Below are 19,186 nucleotides of genomic sequence, written 5' to 3' on the forward strand. Positions count from 1 at the left end.
GCCCAATCCGGCATTCAGGTGCCGGATTGGGCCTCTCCCGCTATTCGCGCCGGAAAACAGGCCACCAGCCAGTCGATAAACACCCGCAGGCGTTGCGTGACGTGCCGGTTCTGCGGATAAACCAGATGAAACGGATACCCGGCAGGACGCCAGTCGCGCAGGATCTCCACCATCTCACCCTGCCGCAGAATCGACGACAGCGAATAGCTGAACGTCTGAATGATCCCCAGACCGGCCAGCCCCGCAGCCAGATGCCCGTTGCTCTCATTGACGCCAATGCGATGCGCACTGGTTACCTCGATTTTTTCCCCGTCACGTTCAAACCGAAACGGAAATGGCCTGCCGGTCTGCGGAGAGAGATAGCTCACCAGCCGGTGACCGTTGCGCAGTTCATCCGGATAGGCCGGTACGCCAAAGGCTTTCAGATAGGCGGGCGTTGCACAGGTGATCAGCGTGGCGTGCCCAATCAGACGGGCGATCAGAGAGGAGTCCATCAGCGGACCGCCGCGGATCACACAGTCAGCATTGTCACTGATCAGGTCGATCGGACGATCCGAAACGCCGAGATCCAGCGTAATATCAGGATAGCGGGCAAAGAAATCGGGCAGCAGCGGAATCAGAACGTCCCGGGCAGTCGAACCGCCGACATCAATGCGTAACTGCCCGCGTGGCTTACTGCGCAGTGCATTAAAACAGGCATCCACATCCTCAAGGTCGTGCAGAATACGCAGCGCCTTCTCATAATATTCCCGCCCTTCCGCAGTCACGGTCACGCGCCGCGTGGTGCGCTGCAAAAGCCTGACGGAGAGATGCTCCTCCAGCTCCTGCACCAGCTTGCTCACCGTCGCTTTCGGCATGTTCAGCGTATCTGCAGCACGGGTAAAACTGCCGCTCTCTACCACCCGTGAAAAGGCTCTGATCGCCAGCAACTGATCCATTCTCTGTCCCTATTGTCCACCCGTGTGGATAGTCATTTTCATTTTAGCGGATTTATCAGTCAATCCCGCTCTTTTACAGTGGCCCCCTGTCCGGCAGCGACGCTGACCGGGAAGCTTATCCTCATTCACTGACCGACTCCGGAGACGACTTTATGAGCGCATCACTCGCAGGAAAAATTGCCCTGGTAACAGGCGGAACAAGCGGAATTGGCCTGGCCACCGCACGGGAACTGGCGTCACAGGGCGCGCAGGTCTTTATTACGGGTCGCCGTGAGGCGGAACTGGATGCCGCCGTCGCGGACATCGGTGGAACGGTCACCGGTATCCGGGCCGATGCGTCACAGCTGCACGATCTCGACGACGTGTATGCCCGGATTGCGTCTCAGTCGGGCCATCTGGATATCCTGTTCGCCAACGCCGGCGGGGGCGACATGCTGCCGCTGGGGGCGATCACAGAGGCGCATTTCGATCGTATCTTCGACACCAACGTACGCGGCGTGCTGTTTACGGTTCAGAAAGCGCTGCCACTGCTGGTTGATGGCGCGTCGGTTATTCTTACCGGCTCTACCGCCTCGGCTCAGGGTACCGCAGCCTTCAGTGTCTACAGCGCCAGTAAAGCCGCCGTGCGCAACTTTGCCCGTTCATGGGCGCTGGATCTGAAAGATCGCGGCATCCGGGTGAACGTGGTGAGTCCCGGCCCTGTCCGTACTCCGGGCCTGGGCGGGCTGGTCAGTGAGGATCAGCGTCAGGGCCTGTTTAATGCGCTGGCTGCGCAGATACCGCTGGGTCGCCTGGGTGAGCCGCAGGAGGTGGCCAGAACCGTTGCCTTCCTGGCGTCAGATGCCGCCAGCTTTATCAATGCGACAGAACTGTTTGTCGATGGCGGAATGGCGCAGGTGTAACGTTACGCTTCAGACCCTGTGGCTGTCGCAGCAGGGTCTTTTGCTCCCCGACGCCGGGACACAATCACAAAATGTCACGTTGCATTACCCACGGTCTCCTCAATCCCCCGCTATAGTTATTGCCTGTCACATTCGTCATAACACCATGGAGATCACATGAGCCAACTTTTTTCCACTGTCTCACTGGGCGACCTTACGCTGGATAACCGCATTGTGATTGCGCCGATGTGCCAGTACTCAGCCGAAGCCGGTAATGCTACAGCCTGGCACCGCATCCACCTGGGTCAGCTCTCTTTTTCCGGCGCAGGCCTGATGATTATCGAAGCCACGGCGGTAGAAGACATTGGCCGCATCTCTCCCGGCGATCTCGGATTGTGGAATGATGAGAATGAAGCCGCACTGAAAACGGTGCTGGAGGATGTGCGCCGCTACTCCTCGATTCCGGTGGGCATTCAGCTGGGCCATGCCGGACGTAAAGCGTCGTGCGCGGTGCCCTGGGAAGGCGGCAAACAGATTGCACCGGATGCCGGCGGCTGGCAGACCATTGCCCCGTCAGCCGTGAGCTACAGCGCGGATGAAGTCAGACCGGTCGCGATGAGCGCCGATGACCTGGCCCGGGTGAAGCAGGCCTTTGTGGAGAGCGCCCTGCGTGCAGAGCGTCTGGGGCTGGATCTTATCGAAGTCCATGCCGCGCACGGCTATCTGCTGCATCAGTTCCTCTCTCCGCTGTCGAACCAGCGCACCGATGAATATGGCGGATCGCTGGAGAACCGTATGCGCTTTCCGCTGGAAGTGTTCAGGGCGGTTCGTGACGCGGTTCCGGCCTCACTGCCGGTAGGCGTTCGCATTTCCGCGACGGACTGGGTCGAAGGCGGCTGGGAAATCAACCAGTCCATCGCCTTCTCGCGTGAGCTGGAAGCGCTGAACTGCGCCTATATCCATGTCTCCAGTGGCGGACTGTCGGAAGATCAGAAAATCAGCGTCGGCCCTAATTACCAGGTTCCGTTTGCCCGCGATATCCGTTCGCAGGTTTCCGTTCCGGTGATCGCGGTCGGCCTGATCACTGAGCCACAGCAGGCCGAGGATCTGCTGCAACAGGGCGAAGCCGATCTGGTGGCTCTGGCGCGCGGGATCCTCTACGACCCGCGCTGGCCATGGCATGCGGCCGCCGCGCTGGATGGCAAGGTGCAGGTGCCACCTCAGTATCTGCGCTCCGAACCGCATGACGTAAAAGGCATTCTGACCCAGGATCAGTAAGCCTTTCCCGGCAGACCGCTTATACAGGGGTCTGCCGGTTAACTTATAAAATGCCCTTCAGCCGCAGATGCTGCAGCAGCATGATGGTCTTGGCATCCATAATTTCGCCCTGGTCAATCGCCCTGAGCGCCTGGTCGAAATCAAGCTCCAGCACCTCAATATCCTCGCCCTCCTCTTCGATGCCGCCGCCCTCACCGCTACGCGGCTGATCCCCATATTCGGCAATAAAGAAATAGAGCTTCTCGGTAACGGAGCCGGGACTCATAAAGGCTTCAAACACCTTCTCTACCCGGGTTACCCGATATCCGGTCTCCTCTTCGGCTTCTGCCACAATCCGGGCTTCCGGCGACGCGTTATCCAGCAGGCCAGCCGCCGCCTCGATCAGGAAGCCATCGTGTCCATTAAGGAAGATGGGGAAACGGAACTGGCGGGTCAGCACCACGCTGCGTTTTTCACGGTTGTAGAGCAGAATCGCCGCGCCGTTACCACGGTCATAGGCTTCACGGCTCTGCTCCTGCCAGCGACCATCGCGGCGCAGCAGTGAGAACGTATATTTTTTCAGGGTATACCAGTTATCTGACAGCAACTGCTCATTGAGGATACGCACACGGGAAGAGGCTTGCGGCATGACAGGCTCCGGGAGTGATAGACAGCCTTCACGCTATCATGCACAATCGTGCACATTCAAGAAAAATCATGCAGAGGACAACGATGCTTTCCAGCCAGCGGAAACAGGCAATACTGGCGCTGCTCGCCCGTGAAAAACAGGTGCAGTCGCGCGAGCTCAGCCAGCGGTTCGGCCTTTCTGAGGACTCCATCCGCCGTGACCTGCGTGAGCTGGCGGCGGAGGGATTGCTGCAGCGGGTGCATGGCGGTGCCCTGCCGGTCTCTGCCGCGCTGGGCACCTTTGAAACACGCAAAAACGTGCAGACCGCGTCGAAGCAGGCGATCGCGCAAAAGGCGGTTTCGCTGATCCAGCCGGGGCAGATCGTACTCATTGATGGCGGCACCACCAGCGCGGAACTGGTGCGACGCTTACCGCCGACGCTGAGCTTTACCGCCGTGACGCACAGCCCGAGCGTGGCACTGGCGCTGGTCGATCATTCGCAGGTGGAGATTATCCTGATTGGCGGGCAGCTCTATAAACACTCCGTGGTGACGGTGGGCGCCGCAATGCTGGAGTCGATAAGTCGCATCAACGCCGATCTCTTCTTTATGGGTGTCACCGGTGTGCACCCGGCTGCCGGGCTGACCACCGGTAATTTTGAAGAGGCCACCGTGAAGCGAGCATTAGCCGGACGCGCAGCGGAAACCGTGGTGCTGGCGTCAGCAGAGAAGCTGAACGCCGCCTCTCCCTTTGCCATTGGCGGATTGTCGCTTGCCTCAACCCTGGTCGTTGAAACGCCGCCGGATGAGCCGTTACAGCAGGCGCTGACCCGGCAGGGTGTCACGGTTATCTGAGATCGTAGCAGGCCTGCAGCGCCAGATCGGGGCCGGTGAGCGGACGCTGTGTGGCGGGAAACCGCTGTGCCACCGGCGTCATTGAGCTTTGCGCCAGAGCCACCGCCACCGCGCCCTGCTGATAGGCCCGTTCTGCCGCCGCCGCAATCAGGTCAAAATAGCGGGTCGTGTTACCCGCCTTAAAGGCATCCCATGCCCCCGCCACCAGCTCCGTCTTCACCTGCGTGCCGGGCTGACAGAACAGCGCCCGGGTGGCCGCCACGGTCGATTCTGCCGCGCAGAGCGCCACCGCAAGCCCCGCCTGGCGATGCAGCGCCTCCGCCAGCATTCTGTCGGTGCGCATGACCCTTTCCTGCACGGGGAAAGCGTCGGCTACCGGGGCCAGCGTCGAACAGGTGATCAGAATGGCATCAAACTGCGGCAGCACGCCCTCAATCAGCCGGGCCATCCTGAGACGTAAGTCACTGTCCATCCCGCCGCGCTCTTCGGCCTCAGCCAGCAGTGCAGGCATGACCAGATGATTCAGCGGCGGGGTGTGACGCACCAGCGAGGCGGCAGCAGCATCAAAAATCGCAATGTTACTGGCCGCGGTGTGGAAGCAAAGTATGTTCAGGGGACACTCCGTTTCATTAAAAGATCAGCTTTCGACATGCCAGGCTGCATGCTGAATCACCACACGATAACCATCATCGTCACTGAATGTCACGCCCTGCCGATCCCAGTAAGGATTAAAAGAAGGCACCCGCCGGAATCCTGCCTTATCCATCGCAGCGCAACGGGCCAGCCAGTCAGGCCGATGCGGCAGGTAAAGCACCAGCAGATCCTCTTGCGACGGTGACGGCGTCAGGGGATGCGTAAGTGACTGCGTAAATTCCAGATGCCAGGCCAGACCCGGCGCGCCCAGCATCACGCCACTGAATCCCTCATGGTCGGTAAAGGCACCGATTTTCTGCAATCCTAACCCGTGACAATAGCGCTGAGACATTTCTGTCAGGCTGGTTACCGGCCGTGCGATTCGCATGTGCTGAATGTGCATGGTTCTCTCTCCTCTCTGTTTACTGAGTTCTATCACACTCATCCGCCCGTCCCGTGGCCCCGGATGCGCTGCAGAATCGCGTGAAGCAGATTAATCAGGGCGCGATTTTGCAAGCGAATGTGAATATCACGCCGTCCGGGCAAGGGGCCGTCATCGCCTGACAGACGCAGTGTCGCCCCGTCCGCAAGGCTGCGCTGGCTGATGGCGGGCAGCAGATTGCCGCTCATCGTGCTAAAGGCATTCCCCTCTCCGTCATCTACACTTTTTCGGTATTCATACGGCGATGCCCTGTGCATTGCCAGGCCATAAAAGGATGACAATATGACTGAACACGCGCCTCAGAATCACGCCTGGTTACTGGCTTCACGCCCACACGGCGAGCCGACCAAAGAGAATTTCCGCCATGTGGCTCAGCCCGTGCCGGAACTGAAAGAGGGTGAAATTCTGCTGAAGACGATCTACCTGTCGCTCGATCCCTACATGCGTGGCCGGATGGATGAGGGGAAATCCTACGCCCCGCCAGCAGAGCTGGATCAGCCGATGGTGGGCGGCACCGTCTGTCAGGTGGCCGAATCAAAAAACAGCGAGTTTCAGAAAGGCGACTGGGTCCTGTCGCAGAATGGCTGGCAGGAGTATGCCGTTTCCGATGGCAAAGAGATCGCGAAGCTGGGCAACGACCTGCCCAACCCCTCCTGGGCGCTGGGCATTCTCGGTATGCCAGGCTTTACCGCCTATATGGGCCTGATGGACATCGGCCAGCCGAAAGCCGGTGAAACCCTGGTGGTCGCCGCCGCAACCGGTCCGGTCGGCGCAACGGTGGGTCAGCTGGGGAAACAGAAAGGCTGTCGCGTGGTCGGTGTGGCGGGCGGTGAAGAAAAATGCCGTTATGCCATCGAAACCCTGGGCTTTGATGCCTGCCTCGATCACCACAGTGCTGACTTTGAAGAGCAGCTGAAGAACGCCTGCCCGGATGGCATCGATATCTATTTCGAAAACGTGGGCGGTAAAGTCTTTGATGCCGTGTTCCCCCTGCTGAACACCGCCGCGCGCGTGCCGGTCTGTGGTCTGGTGTCGGCGTACAGCCAGCGCGAGCTGCCGGAAGGCCCGGACAGAACCTCTCTGATCATGGCGGGTATCCTGAAACGTCGTATCCGTATGCAGGGCTTTATCATCTTCCAGGATTACGGCGACCGCTACCCTGAGTTTCTGAAGGCGATGACGCCGCTGGTGGAGAGCAAAAAGATCCACTATCGCGAGCACATGATTGAGGGATTAGAGAACGCGCCACAGGCGTTTATCGATATGCTGAACGGCAAAAACTTCGGCAAGACCGTAGTGAAGGTCGGCGGCTGATGGAATTTGTGTGCCACGTCAGTGACGTGGCACACGTCTCGATCATTGTGGCTGCCGGGAAACGTGTTCGGCAGCCGCTCGGTTAGCCTCTTCTGCCGCTTCTCTCAGCGTTGCCCCGATGCTCAGACGCTGACACAACACGCCGACAAAACAGTCCCCGGCACCATGGGTGCTGACCAGCGTCACCTTCTGCGCCACCAGCGTGTGCGTCTCTCCCGCCTCGCTGAAAGCGACGCCGTGTTCCCCTGCGGTCACGACCACCCTGGCAAAGCGTCCCGCCAGCGATTCCGCGGCCGCGCGGGCTGACGTCAGATCCTGTACGCTTATCCCGCACATATCGCGCGCTTCAATGGCATTGACCACCAGCAGGTCGATACACGCTTCAAACGCCGCCGACAGGGGGCGTGCGGGCGCGGCATTGACGCAGACCCTAATCCCTCGCTGTTGCGCCGCCCGGGCCGCACAGAGATTGACCGTTTCCGGCACCTCGTTTTGCAGCACAAGCAGTGAGACATCCTGCCAGAAGCCTGGCTGTTCGAAAGTCTCCAGCGGAATGTGCTGATTGGCATTGGACACCACGACGGCACCGTAATCCCCTTCGGCATCGGTAATCGCGACACTCATACCGGAAGGTATCGCCTCGATCACACTCACCGCCGTGCAATCGACGCCAGCCTGCTGCAGAAAGTCCCGCAGAAACTGGCCCTGCTGATCGCGTCCCACCGAACCGGCGAACCGCACCGCAGCCCCCGCCCGGGCCGCCGCCACCGCCTGATTTCCGCCCTTGCCGCCAGACTTATAGTGACAGGCACTGCCCATCACCGTTTCGCCTTTCTCCGGACGATGAGGCGCGTCCAGCATAATGTCGTAATGAAGACTGCCGGTGACTGCAATTTTGCTCATAGCTAGAATTCCCGCAGATCCTGAACCGCATGCTGGGTTTTCATCAGGTTCTTCTCCGCCCGCTTCAGATCTTTCTTGGCGATAGCGACAAACAGCGCGTCCAGAATATTGAGCTGGGCGATGCGTGACGCGGCGTTTTCACCCAACAGATGCGATCCCTGAGAGGTTGAATTGAGGACCACATGCGCACTCTGCGCGATCGGCGATTCGGCGTAGTTGGTAATGGCGATCACTTTCGCACCATTTCTTCCCGCCAGTTTGACCGGATCGTTCACTGCGCGTGTTGCACCCGAGTGGCTGATGGCGATAACCACATCGTCATCAGATAACACGGCGGCTGACATCAGCATGATATGGGCGTCATCATAGGCGGTCGACTTGATGCCTATCTTCAGCATCTTGTGTGACAGATCCCGCGCGACGGCGGCAGAACCGCCAACGGCATAGAGATCGATATGACGCGCTTTAAAGATAATGTCCGCCGCCCGATTGAACTCAGAAACATCCAGAATTGATAAGGTCTCTTCAATCGCCTGGATTGAGGTTCTGAACACTTTGGCCAGCAACTGCTCCGACGAATCATCCGGCTCAATTTCCGCATGCAGCCCCGCTACTTCAGACTGGTTGTAATAGATCAGACCACTTCTGAAATGTCTGAAGCCGGTGAAGTTAAGCTTTTTGGTGATCTTAACGATCATCGCTTCAGAGACATTATTCTCCTGCGCAATCTCTTTTAAGGATGACTGCTCGGTAATGTCGGTTCGGGCAATGATGGCCTCAGCCACCCGACGTTCTAACGGCGTCAGCTGGGGCAAACGCATACGAATCTGAGCACCAATGGCTCGCGGATCTTGCTTCATTACCTGCCTCGGGTCGCCCGGTCAATCAACATCGCTATGATAATAATAAGGCCGGTAGCGAGCAATTGGTAAAAGGCCTGAATATTCAGCAAGGTCAAGCCATTACGCAGCACGCCGAGGATCACTACGCCAATCAGCGTCCCGAAAATGCTCCCTTTCCCCCCCATCAGTGAAGCCCCACCAATGGCCGCCGCCGCGATAGCGTCCAGCTCCCACAGGTTACCGATGGTTGGCTCGGCAGCGCCCAGACGGCCAATCAGAATCAGCGCGGCCAGTGAGGCCAGCAGGCCGGAGAAGATGTAAACCGTCACCTTGGTGCGCTTCACGGGCACACCGGCGACCCGTGCCGCCTCTTCGTTGCCGCCAATCGCCAGAATATATTCCCCCAGCGGGGTTTTATTCATGACCGTCCACAGCAGCAGCGCGATGATCGCCACAATCACGATGGGGGTCGGGATACCTAAAATCGTGCTGTTGATCAGGCTGCGAAACGTCAGCGGAATACCGAAAACCGGATTTCCGCCGGTCAAGATCAGCGCAATGGCCCGGAACAGCGACAGGCCACCCAGTGTCACAATAAACGGCTGTAACCCGGCATAAGCGATGAGTGACCCGCTGAACAGACCACACATCGCGCCGACGCCCAGCGTGGCGAGGATCGCCAGCGGCACCGGTACACCCGACGCCATCAGGGTCGCCCCCAGCACCGCCGAGAGAGCCGCGGTGGGGCCGACCGAAAGGTCAATCCCGCCGGAGATGATCACCAGCGTCATGCCCAGTGCAATCAGGGCGTTGATCGAGGACTGCTGCAGAATATTCAGCAGATTTGGCAGTGTGAAAAAGACCGGCGACAGAAACGAAAATGTCACCACGATAATCAGTAAGCCGATTAAGGTACCGGCATCCCGTACGTTAAATTTAAGCCGCAGCGCAGGACGGGTATCCGGCCCGGTAGAGGTCTGAGTGGTCATAGTTATCACCTTAGTGAATGTCAGGTAAGCGGTCAGGCAGGCTGGTCGCTCTCTTTAATGGCATAACGGGCAATGTTCTCTTCGGTGATGGCGCTGCCGGTAAGCTCTCGGGTGATCCGCCCTTCCCGCATCACCAGCACCCGGTCTGAGATGCGCATAATCTCGGTCATCTCTGATGAGACCACCACAATGGCTTTGCCCGACTGCGCCAGCTTTTCAATCAGATGATAGATCTCAGACTTGGCGCCAATGTCGATGCCACGCGTCGGCTCATCAAACAGAAAGACATTGGCGTCCGCCGCCACCCAGCGGCCGATGATCACCTTTTGCTGATTACCGCCGCTCAGCGTGCCGATGGTTTTTTCGATATCGAGCGGGCGCAGCTTCAGATCGCCCATTACGCTCAGCGCTTCCCGATCGAGCCGGGCCTGGTTCGTCAGCCCCGCCGACGTGAAACGGTGCATCGACGGCAGCGCCATATTCATCTTCACGGCCCGCTCTTTGATGATGCCCTCTTTTTTGCGATCTTCCGGCACCAGACCAATGCCCGCCTTAATGGCGGCGCGCACGTTGTGGTTCTGCACCGGGTTGCCGTTGACGCTCACTGAGCCGCGCGTGCGCCGGTCAATACCGGCAATCAGCTTCAGCAGTTCAGTGCGACCTGCGCCGACCAGCCCGGCGATCCCCAGCACCTCGCCAGCGCGGACGCTGAAGTTCGCCCCAACCACCTCGTTGCCGCGCGTCAGATCCTCGACCCGCAGCACTTCGCGATCGCTGACAAACGTCTGATGATGGAGTTTGTCGATCTTCCGTCCGACCATCTTCGCGACGATGCTCTCTTCATTCTCCTCACGGATATTGACCACGCCCACCTGCTTACCGTCACGCATAATGGTCGCGCGGTCGCAGACCCGGAAAATCTCATTCATCTTGTGCGACACGTAGATCAGCGAAACGCCCGTCGACTTCAGATCGCCAATCAGCTCGGCCAGACGGTCAAACTCCCGTGGCGTCAGGCTGGAGGTTGGCTCATCCATCGCGATGATTTTTGCGTCGTCCAGCAGCGCACGGGCAATCTCAACAATCTGCTGCTGCGACACTTTGAGATTCCGGATCGGCGTATCGGGATCGATAGTGGGATCCAGCGTCTTCAGGATCAGCGCAGCCCGCGCCAGCTGCGCTTTTTTATTCACCCATAAGCCTCCGGCGCAGGTTATCGGACGACCCAGAAACATGTTCTGCGCGACGGAGAGCTCCGGAACGTGCTGCAACTCCTGATGGATCATCGCAATGCCGGCCTGCCGGGCACTGAGGGGGCTGCGGATCTGAACCCGGTTGCCGTTGACACTGATCTCTCCGCTATCCGCACCGCGTACGCCGGAGAGGATGTTCAGCAGCGTCGACTTGCCCGCGCCATTTTCTCCGATCAGCGCATGCACCTCGCCGGGCCGCACCGTAAAATCGACATCCTGCAGCGCGGCGGCGTTACCGTAACTTTTACTGATGCCGCGCATCATTAAGCGAAACTGTTCCATACCCGCTCCCGCTGACTTATTGCTGAACCAGCAGCTGACGCAACCGCGCGTTATCTTTGGTTGAGAACGCGTCGACATTCTCTTTGGTGATCAGCGCCTGAGGCGTTGAAACCACACGCGACAGCTTCTGACCGTTGATCAGACGGATCATGACGTCCATTGCCACTTCACCGGTAAGAACCGGAAAGCTGTCTACCGTGCCGGTGAGTTCACCGCGTTTAATCGAGGCGTAAGCATCAGAAATGCCGTCGGTGCCAAAGATCGCCACCTGTGACGCTTTGTTCTGCGCACGCACCGCTTCCACCACGCCCAGCGCCATCGTGTCGTTGTTGGCGTAGATGCCGATCAGATCAGGGTGCTGCTGCAGAATGGTCGACGCGGCATTAAAGGCCTGCTCGCGACTCCAGTTCGCCGGCACGCTGGCGACAATGGTGAACTTCCCGGCGCTGTCCAGCGTCTCTTTAAATCCACGGGTTCGCTGACCGGCGGCATACACCCCCGGCTGCCCTTCAATGACCGCCACTTTGCCGCCCTGCGGATGGTGCTGAATGAACCATTTCGCCACGCGCACGCCGTTATCTTTCTGGACGTTGCCGACGTAGTAGCGCGCATCCGGCATCACAGCGTCATTGACGTTGACCACCGGAATATTTTTACTGCTGGCGCTCTCCAGCGCAGGTTGCAGGTTAATGTCGGTCTGCGGCGAGACCAGCAGGCCGTTGAAGCCCTGCGAGATCAGGGTTTCCGCAATCGACAGCTGACCAAGCTGATCGTCTTCATTAGCCGCCGCCTGATAAGCCACCGTGATGCCATATTTCTTTGCTGCGTTCTGGTAGCCCTGGCCGAGTGAGCGCCAGTATTCATTGGTCAGGGTTTTTGACACCCCGCCAATCTTCAGCGCCTTGTCGACTTTTGGCAGGGCACCATATTTGCTGTCGAGCTGCGTCCAGTCGGTACGATCCGGTTCCGTATCTGACTGCAACGGGGCCAGGTCTGCCGCATAGACGGTGCTGCAGAGCAGTGAGGAGGCGATAAGAGCAAGCAGGCGTTTTTTCATTTTTTTATTCTCAGGGTGTGGGTAACGTTTTTTGTTCTACAGACTCAGGTTACGCAGAAGCGGGCTGTTATCGCGCCAGCATGATGTCATTGACGATCTGCTGGGAGGCAACCGCATCCTGACGCTCGATGGCCGCCAGTAATGCCGCGTTGCCATGCAGCTGGTCACACAACCTCAGCAAGCGGGTGACGGTCGCGATATTGCTTTCCGCTTCCCGAATCGGGTCAAGGCCGCTGGCATCCGGGAACGTATCGAAGTAGTAGGCACCGCGGTAGCCGTCGCGCTGCATCTGCCAGAGAAACTCCAGCGTGGCGCGCGGATTGACTGAGCCGACCATCAGCCCGTCGTCGCGTTTGCCCCAGCCATCATTCAGGTCCAGCCCCAGCAGCCGCGAGCGGCGTGCCACCATCGCGGCGGCGAAGGCCGGGATCTCATTGGCAAACAGCACGTGAGCAAAATCCAGAGTAATCCCCAGATTGGCGCAGCCCGCCTCTTCCACCGCCAGCAGACAGGTGGTAGCGTTGGGAAAGATGCTGTAGGCGCGCGGCTCGTTGGGCTTATATTCAATGCTGACATCCACATCCGGGGCGTACTCCGCCACCTCACGCACCGCGCTGACGGCATCCTCCCAGATCTTCTTATAGTCCGCCTGAAAGCAGTAATCGAAACCGTCCTGCCCCATCCACAGCGTCATCAGCCGGGAACCAAACTCCCGACCGGCGTCGATACCGCGTTTGGTCAGCTCGATCGCTTCGCGACGCACTCTGGCGTCAGGATGAGTGAACGCGCCAATTTTGAACTGGGGCGCATCCCAGCGCATCTGCATCCCGTTGACCGCCAGACCCGCATCGCTGATCGCCTGGCGCAGCGTGGGAATGTCGCTGGTGAGATGCTGCGGATAGTTAAGGTCGAGATGCGTCAGACCTTTAACCTTGCCTGCACGGGCCACCATCTGCAGTACCGAGGGCTTGCCCTGCTGGCCGGGCCAGTAGAGGTGCGCCCCCGAGGCGAAAGAGTTAAGACGGGTAGCAAATTTCAGTTCCGACATGAGCGTCAATCCTTCAGAGTGCGTATTGTGAAGTACTTTTCATATTCACGATTAGTTGTGAAGTTATGGTTTACTCTACGCTTCGCGGCTCAATGCGCAAGTCGGACAGGCCAGGCAAATCGCTAAACCGCGAGCGCTGTCACGAAATAGTTTCGATACGGTATCATCGGTCAGGCAGGTTTTGCTTGAAGAATAGAAAGGTAATACAACGGGTTGTAATGCAGAGAGAGAGGGCGAATCGGGCGGACAGAAAAGTAAAAAAAACTGAGCGCCCGTATGGCGCTCAGTCTCTGAGGTTACTTCAGGCGGAAAGCGACCACGCTGTCGCCCGCCGTGGTGCCGAGCGAGCCATGCCCCCCCGCCGCAATCACCACATACTGCCGGCCATCTTTACCCATAAAGGTCGATGGCGTGGCCTGCGCACCGGCACTCAGCTCCGTCTGCCACAGCAGTTCGCCGGTGGTGCTGTCGTAAGCCCGGAAGAAGTTATCCGCCGTCGCACCGTGGAACACCAGATCACCCGCCGTCAGCAGCGGCCCACCGTGCGCCACCATGCCCATCGGGAATCCCAGCGGGAAGCGGCCGGGCAGGAAACTGGTCTTCAGGTTTTTGGTGGTGCCGACGCGGCGCAGCCACGCGGTTTTACCGGTAGTGAGATCCACCCCCACCATCCGCCCCCACGGCGGCGCAATGCAGGGAATGCCCAGCCCGGAAGCCATCTGCTGAATATGGATCGCGTAGTCACCGTGGAAGTTCTCATTCCAGTATGGCGTGCCATCTTTGGTGAAGGTCCGCTGCGTTTCCGTTTCCGGCGTGCGTTTAATCAGGTTGTATTTGTAGGCCAGACGCACCGGGGCCGCTATCAGCATCTGACGCTGCGGATCGACAGCGACAGAGCCCCAGTTAAAGACACCGATGTTGCCGGGGAAGATCAGCGATCCTTTTTCCGTTGGCGGCGTCCACGGATTGCCATCGTAGCGCAGCTCGCGGAACGTGATGCGGCAGGCCATCTGGTCAAACGGCGTAATGCCCCACATGGCGCTCTCCGTCAGCGGCTGCGGAATGAAGTTCAGGCCGGAAACCGGCTGGGTTGCCGCATACTGCTCGCCCGGGATACCGTCCGTGGAGACCTTCACCTGCTTAACCGGATAAACCGGCTCGCCGGTCAGACGGTTCAGCACAAACAGGTTGCCGGTTTTGGTCGGCAGGATCACCGCCGGTTGTGGCTTGCCCTGATAGCTGATGTCCACCAGCGAGGGCTGCGACGGATTATCGCGGTCCCAGAGGTCGTGATTTGAGCTCTGATAACGCCATCTGAAAGCACCGGTTTTCAGATCCAGCGCCACCAGCGCATCACGGAATTTCTCGGTATTGCTGGCCGGATCGCGAGCCGTGCCGACTTCATCCGGTGAAGCATTACCAAAGGGTACGTAGACCAGACCGTTCTTCAGGTCGGCGCTCAGGGTTGCCCAGGCGACCGGGGTATCCTGCGGATAGATGACCGCGTCAGCAACAGGCGCGCTCTTTTCCGGGTTAGCCGGATCGAAGTTCCACACCAGACGCCCGGTGACCGCATCATAGGCACGGATGACACCTGACGGATTGCCGGTGTTGAACCCGTTATCCATGACCGAACCACCCACGATCACCAGATTACCGGCCACCAGCGGTGCGGCCGTCTGCATCAGTGCGTGCGGGCGCAGCTCGCCCATATTAGCGCGCAGATCCACCTCACCGTTGTTGCCGAAGTCAGCGCAGGGTTTGCCGGTATCCGCATCCAGCGCCCGCAGGCGGGCATCGGTGGTGGCGTTAAAAATTCGCTTGCGGCAGAGGGCCGGTGCCCTTTCCGTCGCCTGCTGCGCCTGCTGACCGGCATCGAAGTAGCTCACACCGCGACAGGTCTGATGCTGCTGCAGCCAGGAGCGGTTTTTATCCGGGACGGCTTTCCATTTCACCGACCCGGTTTCCGGGTCAAGCGCATGCACTTCGTTGTGCGGCGTACAGAAGTAGAGCATGCCATTAGCTTTCAGCGGCGTCGCTTCAAAGGTGTACTCGGTGGCATCGCCCTCCTGACGCAGATCGCCGGTGTGATAGGTCCATGCCACTTCCAGATTTTTCACGTTATCTTTGGTGATCTGTTTCAGCGCCGAAAAACGCTGACCCTCCGCTGTCCCGCCATAGGCGCGCCACTCCTCATCCGCGCCGCCGGTGACGGAACTGTTACGGGCTGTCGTGATGGTCCCCTGCTGCGGCAGCGGATCGTAGAAGCAGAGGCCGGCGACCAGCAGCAGCATCACAATAACCGAGCCGCCCAGGAAAGGATGAAAGCGGCGCTGTCCCTGAAACAGAGGACGTACCACCCAGGGCAGCGCCAGCCAGACGCCGAGCACCCCGAACAGATCCCCGCGCGGGATCCACTGCCACTTATCGAAGCCCACTTCCCGGATCATCCAGAACAGTGTGATCCACATCAGCAGCGCATAGAGTGTCAGCGCGCTGCGTTTTTTCATCCACAGCAGAACTGCGCTAAGCAGCACGCCCACACCCATCAGCGCATAAAATGCGCTGCCTCCTGCCAGCAGGAGTTGTCCTCCCATGTAAATCAGGGCAATAGCAAATATCACCATGATTATACTGGTTATTTTATTGATCATGATCCTTCCTCGGGTCATTAGCGGCGTCAGAAACGTTAAACGTGAAACATAATTTCAACGAGATTTTAACTTACACATGAAATATGTAAAAACGTGTACAGACGTAAATCATTAATGAATTTTATTTAACCGCACCCGATCCAGACCGGTATTGCCGCTTTTTCTGCTTCCGGAAGGGACAATAACGCGATATTCATCACAATAAATTAACCTCAGGCCGCAGGTTATCGCACCTTTTGTTCAAAAGTGGAGAAATATCAGACAAGCCGGGCTTCAGTAATGCTCACTTATGCGTCATCGCTGAATTAAAAGGAGTGTCAAATAATCATAATGCTTTTTAATCCCTGTTCAGGGTTTAATCTTATTGCTGAAACTGGCAACGCGACTGTTCCGTATCCTTTATTCGCCAGCGAGCCCCGACTGGCGCAGCGCGAAATTATTTTTCGCCCGTTTATTCGGGACAGACATTTATCACCGCCCTGTTTAACCGGCCGGAAAGCAATAATTAATACATTAATGCAGGAAGGCATTCCGGCGCTGAAAACGATTTCAGACTTTCCGCAGCCTGCCGCTTAATTTATCTGTGATATATATCAGCATTATCTTTTCGATTTATCCGGCCATCAGGCAGGATTTTTTTCATGCAGCAATAACTCAGGCAGGTAATTATGTCCGCATTGAATGCGATTTATCGCAAGCTTCGTTTTCCGTTTAAATTTATACACGCCGCGATTCGTTACCCTGCCGCCCAGGCGCGGGTAAAACGTTATTCTGTTATGTCGATAGAAGAGACGATTGACCTGTTATTGCGTAATCCTCAATTATCGCTGGCCCGTTATGGTGACGGTGAACTGGAGATGACCTGGTATAAAAACATCGGCTTTCAGCCCTTTGATCCGAACCTCTCTGCGCGGCTCAAGGCCCTGCTGCAGCAGGAGCCGCAGGCCAACCCGAACTGTCTGATCTGCCTGCCCGATGCCTTTCGCACCACCCGTAATATGCGCAGTGGATCGGCCCTCTTCTGGTTCTTCCATAAATCCTTTTATTTCAGGCATTATGACGCGCTGCTGAATAGGCAGTACCGCTATGGAAATACTTCCGTGACCCGCCCTTATCACGACTATAAAGGCAAACAGTTATCCCGGACGATATTTGATAAATTTAAACAGCTCTATAAGGGCCGCCGGGTATTAATTGTCGAAGGCAGCGGAACACGTCTGGGATTAGGCAACGATTTACTGGATGGTGCCCTGGAGGTGAAACGTATTACCACGCTGAACCGTAATGCCTTTTCTGTTTACGATCGTCTTTTTGACACGGTATTAGCGCAGGCGCTCAGCTTTGATCTGGTCTTAATTTCATTAGGCCCGACCGCTACCGTGCTGGCTTATGATTTAAGTCAGCACGGCATTCGCTGTATTGATAGCGGACACGTTGATATTGAATATGAATGGATGCTGGCCAGCGCCACACATAAAATGAAAGTCGAAGGCAAAAACGTGAATGAGGCGGGCGTACTGCTGGGTGAACAGACCACGGTGGAAGATGCAACCTATCAGCAGCAGATCCTGCAGCACGTTGGCGAAATGCCACCGGCAAAGCCGGGTTCTGATGCCGCAGTGGTCGCGGTTGTGGTTCCCCTGCCACACGTCAGCACGACTCACCATAACGCGGCCTGAGGCTCCCCATCGGCAGGCAGTGACTGCACTGCATTGATGCGCAGGCGAATAATTAGCGCGATCACTGCCTGATGTGGCGGGCGGGCTCACCGGCCTGCCGGGCTTTGCCGGGCGATGCGCTTTTCCGGCATCAATTTTGCTTCAGATCTCCTGAAACTATCAATCAGGAGAAGTGAGATGACACCCAGCCGTTACCGTTACACCATATTTTCACTGCTGTTCCTGATCGCGCTGATTAACTATATCGATCGCGGCGCCCTCTCATTTGCAGCCAACGCCATTGCGGCAGAATACCATTTCAGTAAGGTGCAGCTCGGCGCCGTGCTGGGCTACTTTGGCTTTGGCTATCTGTTTGGTTCGCTGTGCGGCGGGTTTCTGGCTGACCGCATCGGCACCAAAAAAGTCTGGCTGCTGGCGGGCGTACTCTGGTCGTTACTGGAGATCGCCACCGCCTGGGCGGGTGAGCTCGGTATGGCACTGTTTGGCGGCTCAGCCATTATGGGCTTTGCCGCCCTGCGCATTCTGTTCGGCTTTTCCGAAGGCCCGGCCTACGCGCTAATGAACAAGGCGATTGCCCACTGGGCACCCGACAACGAGCGTGGCTTTGCGCTGGGCATCGGCCTGCTCTCGACCCAGGTCGGCGCGCTGCTGACCGCCCCAATCGCCGTGGGCCTGCTGCTGCTGACCCATGACTGGCGCATGATGTTTATTCTGCTGGGGGTCTTTTCCCTGCTGGCGATGGCGCTGTTTGCCCGGACCTTCAGCGACAGCCCGGAAAAGAGCGCCGCCACCAATCCGGCCGAGCGCGCGCTGATCCACGCCGGGCAGCGCCGCAGCGCGGCCGACAGTGTGCCGCTGCCCTGGTGGCGCTTTTTCACCAGCCGGACGCTGGTCTGCAACGCGCTGGGCTATTTCTCCTTCCTCTACATCACCTTCACGCTGGTGACCTGGATGCCGAAATATCTGCAGGATAATTTCCACTACGATCTGCACTCGCTGTGGTACGTGGCGATGATCCCATGGAGCGGTGCCTGCCTGACGGTCCTGCTGGGCGGCCGCATCGCCGACGCGCTGCTGGCGCGCTTCCATAACCTGCGGCTGGCGCGCAACCTGTTCGCCGCCGTGACGCTCTGCGGCACCGCCTGCTGCTTTATGGCGATCCCCTATATGCAGTCGGCCGCAGGCATTATTGCGCTGATGACCCTGGGCAACGCACTCAATGCGCTGGTGAATAATGTCTACTGGTCGGTGGTGATCGATGTCAGCCCGAAAGCCTCGGTAGGCACCTTCAGCGGCATGACGCTGGCGATTGCCAATCTGGCGGCGATTATCTCACCGATGCTGTGCGGCTGGCTGGCGGAGTATTACGGCTATAACGCGATGTTCACCGTGACGGCGCTTATCGCCTTTGGCAGCATGCTGGCCATGACGCTGCTGCAGCCGGAAAAACCGCTGGTGGCTGACACTGAGGGCGGCACCGCGGACGTTTCTGCTGCCTGACAGGTCAGCCGCTGGGGCGCACCCGCACCATC

The 19,186-nt window shown here is 58.2% G+C and carries 19 protein-coding genes; 7 read left to right on the forward strand and 12 right to left on the reverse strand.

The window, feature by feature from the left end:
• Nucleotides 1-14 precede the first annotated feature (14 nt).
• Entirely contained in the window at nt 15-938 is a 924-nt protein-coding gene (locus OJ965_RS11835) for a LysR family transcriptional regulator (RefSeq protein ID WP_265135836.1), read from the reverse strand.
• A 152-nt stretch (nt 939-1,090) separates the two neighbouring features.
• On the opposite strand from OJ965_RS11835, the gene OJ965_RS11840 reads away from it, so the two are divergent.
• Together OJ965_RS11840 and OJ965_RS11845 are read left to right on the forward strand one after the other, a co-directional pair.
• Nucleotides 1,091-1,840, forward strand: a complete 750-nt coding sequence (locus OJ965_RS11840) for an SDR family oxidoreductase (RefSeq protein ID WP_265135837.1) — start codon at nt 1,091-1,093, stop codon at nt 1,838-1,840.
• A 156-nt stretch (nt 1,841-1,996) separates the two neighbouring features.
• The gene (locus OJ965_RS11845; RefSeq protein ID WP_265135838.1) at nt 1,997-3,097 is read left to right on the forward strand and encodes an NADH:flavin oxidoreductase/NADH oxidase; all 1,101 of its coding nucleotides are present in this window, start codon (nt 1,997-1,999) and stop codon (nt 3,095-3,097) included.
• 43 nt (nt 3,098-3,140) lie between these two features.
• Here OJ965_RS11845 and OJ965_RS11850 read toward each other — a convergent pair whose 3' ends face one another.
• Nucleotides 3,141-3,725, reverse strand: coding sequence for an NUDIX domain-containing protein (locus tag OJ965_RS11850; RefSeq protein ID WP_140028542.1), 585 nt, complete (start codon nt 3,723-3,725; stop codon nt 3,141-3,143).
• Nucleotides 3,726-3,808: 83 nt separating this feature from the next.
• Between OJ965_RS11850 and OJ965_RS11855 the strand changes: the two genes are divergently transcribed.
• Entirely contained in the window at nt 3,809-4,558 is a 750-nt protein-coding gene (locus OJ965_RS11855; protein WP_265139270.1) for a DeoR/GlpR family DNA-binding transcription regulator, read from the forward strand.
• Here the strand turns inward: OJ965_RS11855 and OJ965_RS11860 are convergent.
• The 3 genes from OJ965_RS11860 to OJ965_RS11870 all read right to left on the reverse strand — a co-directional run bounded on the left by OJ965_RS11860 (nt 4,551) and on the right by OJ965_RS11870 (nt 5,821).
• A complete protein-coding gene (locus OJ965_RS11860; protein ID WP_420874794.1) occupies nt 4,551-5,069 on the reverse strand; it encodes a glutamate racemase in 519 nt (172 codons plus the stop codon). The genes OJ965_RS11855 and OJ965_RS11860 overlap by 8 nt on opposite strands.
• A 126-nt stretch (nt 5,070-5,195) precedes the next feature.
• Nucleotides 5,196-5,594, reverse strand: a complete 399-nt coding sequence (locus OJ965_RS11865; protein ID WP_265135841.1) for a VOC family protein — start codon at nt 5,592-5,594, stop codon at nt 5,196-5,198.
• Nucleotides 5,595-5,632: 38 nt separating this feature from the next.
• Nucleotides 5,633-5,821: a hypothetical protein gene (locus OJ965_RS11870; protein ID WP_265135843.1), complete on the reverse strand. Its 189-nt coding sequence runs from the start codon at nt 5,819-5,821 to the stop codon at nt 5,633-5,635.
• A gap of 94 nt (nt 5,822-5,915) precedes the next feature.
• Between OJ965_RS11870 and OJ965_RS11875 the strand changes: the two genes are divergently transcribed.
• Nucleotides 5,916-6,947: an NADP-dependent oxidoreductase gene (locus OJ965_RS11875; protein ID WP_058958212.1), complete on the forward strand. Its 1,032-nt coding sequence runs from the start codon at nt 5,916-5,918 to the stop codon at nt 6,945-6,947.
• 42 nt (nt 6,948-6,989) lie between these two features.
• On the opposite strand, the gene OJ965_RS11880 is transcribed toward OJ965_RS11875, so the two are convergent.
• The 7 genes from OJ965_RS11880 to OJ965_RS11910 form a co-directional block, all read right to left on the reverse strand.
• A complete protein-coding gene (locus OJ965_RS11880; RefSeq protein ID WP_265135847.1) occupies nt 6,990-7,850 on the reverse strand; it encodes a PfkB family carbohydrate kinase in 861 nt (286 codons plus the stop codon).
• Between the two features lie 2 nt (nt 7,851-7,852).
• On the reverse strand, nt 7,853-8,710 hold the full coding sequence (locus OJ965_RS11885; RefSeq protein ID WP_009090221.1) for a MurR/RpiR family transcriptional regulator: 858 nt from the start codon (nt 8,708-8,710) through the stop codon (nt 7,853-7,855).
• The gene (locus tag OJ965_RS11890; RefSeq protein WP_265135849.1) at nt 8,710-9,681 is read right to left on the reverse strand and encodes an ABC transporter permease; all 972 of its coding nucleotides are present in this window, start codon (nt 9,679-9,681) and stop codon (nt 8,710-8,712) included. The genes OJ965_RS11885 and OJ965_RS11890 overlap by 1 nt, the downstream gene beginning before the upstream one ends.
• A gap of 32 nt (nt 9,682-9,713) precedes the next feature.
• Complete coding sequence (locus OJ965_RS11895) at nt 9,714-11,216, reverse strand: sugar ABC transporter ATP-binding protein (RefSeq protein ID WP_265135851.1); 1,503 nt, start codon at nt 11,214-11,216, stop codon at nt 9,714-9,716.
• Nucleotides 11,217-11,232: 16 nt separating this feature from the next.
• On the reverse strand, nt 11,233-12,273 hold the full coding sequence (locus tag OJ965_RS11900; RefSeq protein ID WP_009090224.1) for a sugar ABC transporter substrate-binding protein: 1,041 nt from the start codon (nt 12,271-12,273) through the stop codon (nt 11,233-11,235).
• A 67-nt stretch (nt 12,274-12,340) separates the two neighbouring features.
• Nucleotides 12,341-13,321 carry a TIM barrel protein gene (locus OJ965_RS11905; RefSeq protein ID WP_058958215.1) on the reverse strand — a complete coding sequence of 327 codons (981 nt, stop codon included), beginning with the start codon at nt 13,319-13,321 and terminating at the stop codon, nt 12,341-12,343.
• 296 nt (nt 13,322-13,617) lie between these two features.
• On the reverse strand, nt 13,618-15,975 hold the full coding sequence (locus OJ965_RS11910) for a membrane-bound PQQ-dependent dehydrogenase, glucose/quinate/shikimate family (RefSeq protein WP_265135855.1): 2,358 nt from the start codon (nt 15,973-15,975) through the stop codon (nt 13,618-13,620).
• Between the two features lie 330 nt (nt 15,976-16,305).
• Here OJ965_RS11910 and OJ965_RS11915 point away from each other — a divergent pair, with 330 nt between their 5' ends.
• The 3 genes from OJ965_RS11915 to OJ965_RS11925 all read left to right on the forward strand — a co-directional run bounded on the left by OJ965_RS11915 (nt 16,306) and on the right by OJ965_RS11925 (nt 19,154).
• Nucleotides 16,306-16,551 (forward strand): hypothetical protein, encoded by a 246-nt coding sequence (locus OJ965_RS11915; protein WP_265135857.1) that lies wholly within the window; start codon nt 16,306-16,308, stop codon nt 16,549-16,551.
• A gap of 92 nt (nt 16,552-16,643) precedes the next feature.
• The gene (locus OJ965_RS11920; protein ID WP_265135859.1) at nt 16,644-17,654 is read left to right on the forward strand and encodes a GT-D fold domain-containing glycosyltransferase; all 1,011 of its coding nucleotides are present in this window, start codon (nt 16,644-16,646) and stop codon (nt 17,652-17,654) included.
• 177 nt (nt 17,655-17,831) lie between these two features.
• Nucleotides 17,832-19,154 carry an MFS transporter gene (locus OJ965_RS11925; protein WP_150029590.1) on the forward strand — a complete coding sequence of 441 codons (1,323 nt, stop codon included), beginning with the start codon at nt 17,832-17,834 and terminating at the stop codon, nt 19,152-19,154.
• The last annotated feature ends 32 nt before the right edge of the window (nt 19,155-19,186 follow it).

The sequence above is a fragment of the Pantoea anthophila genome (assembly GCF_026104315.1).
GTDB lineage: Bacteria > Pseudomonadota > Gammaproteobacteria > Enterobacterales > Enterobacteriaceae > Pantoea > Pantoea anthophila.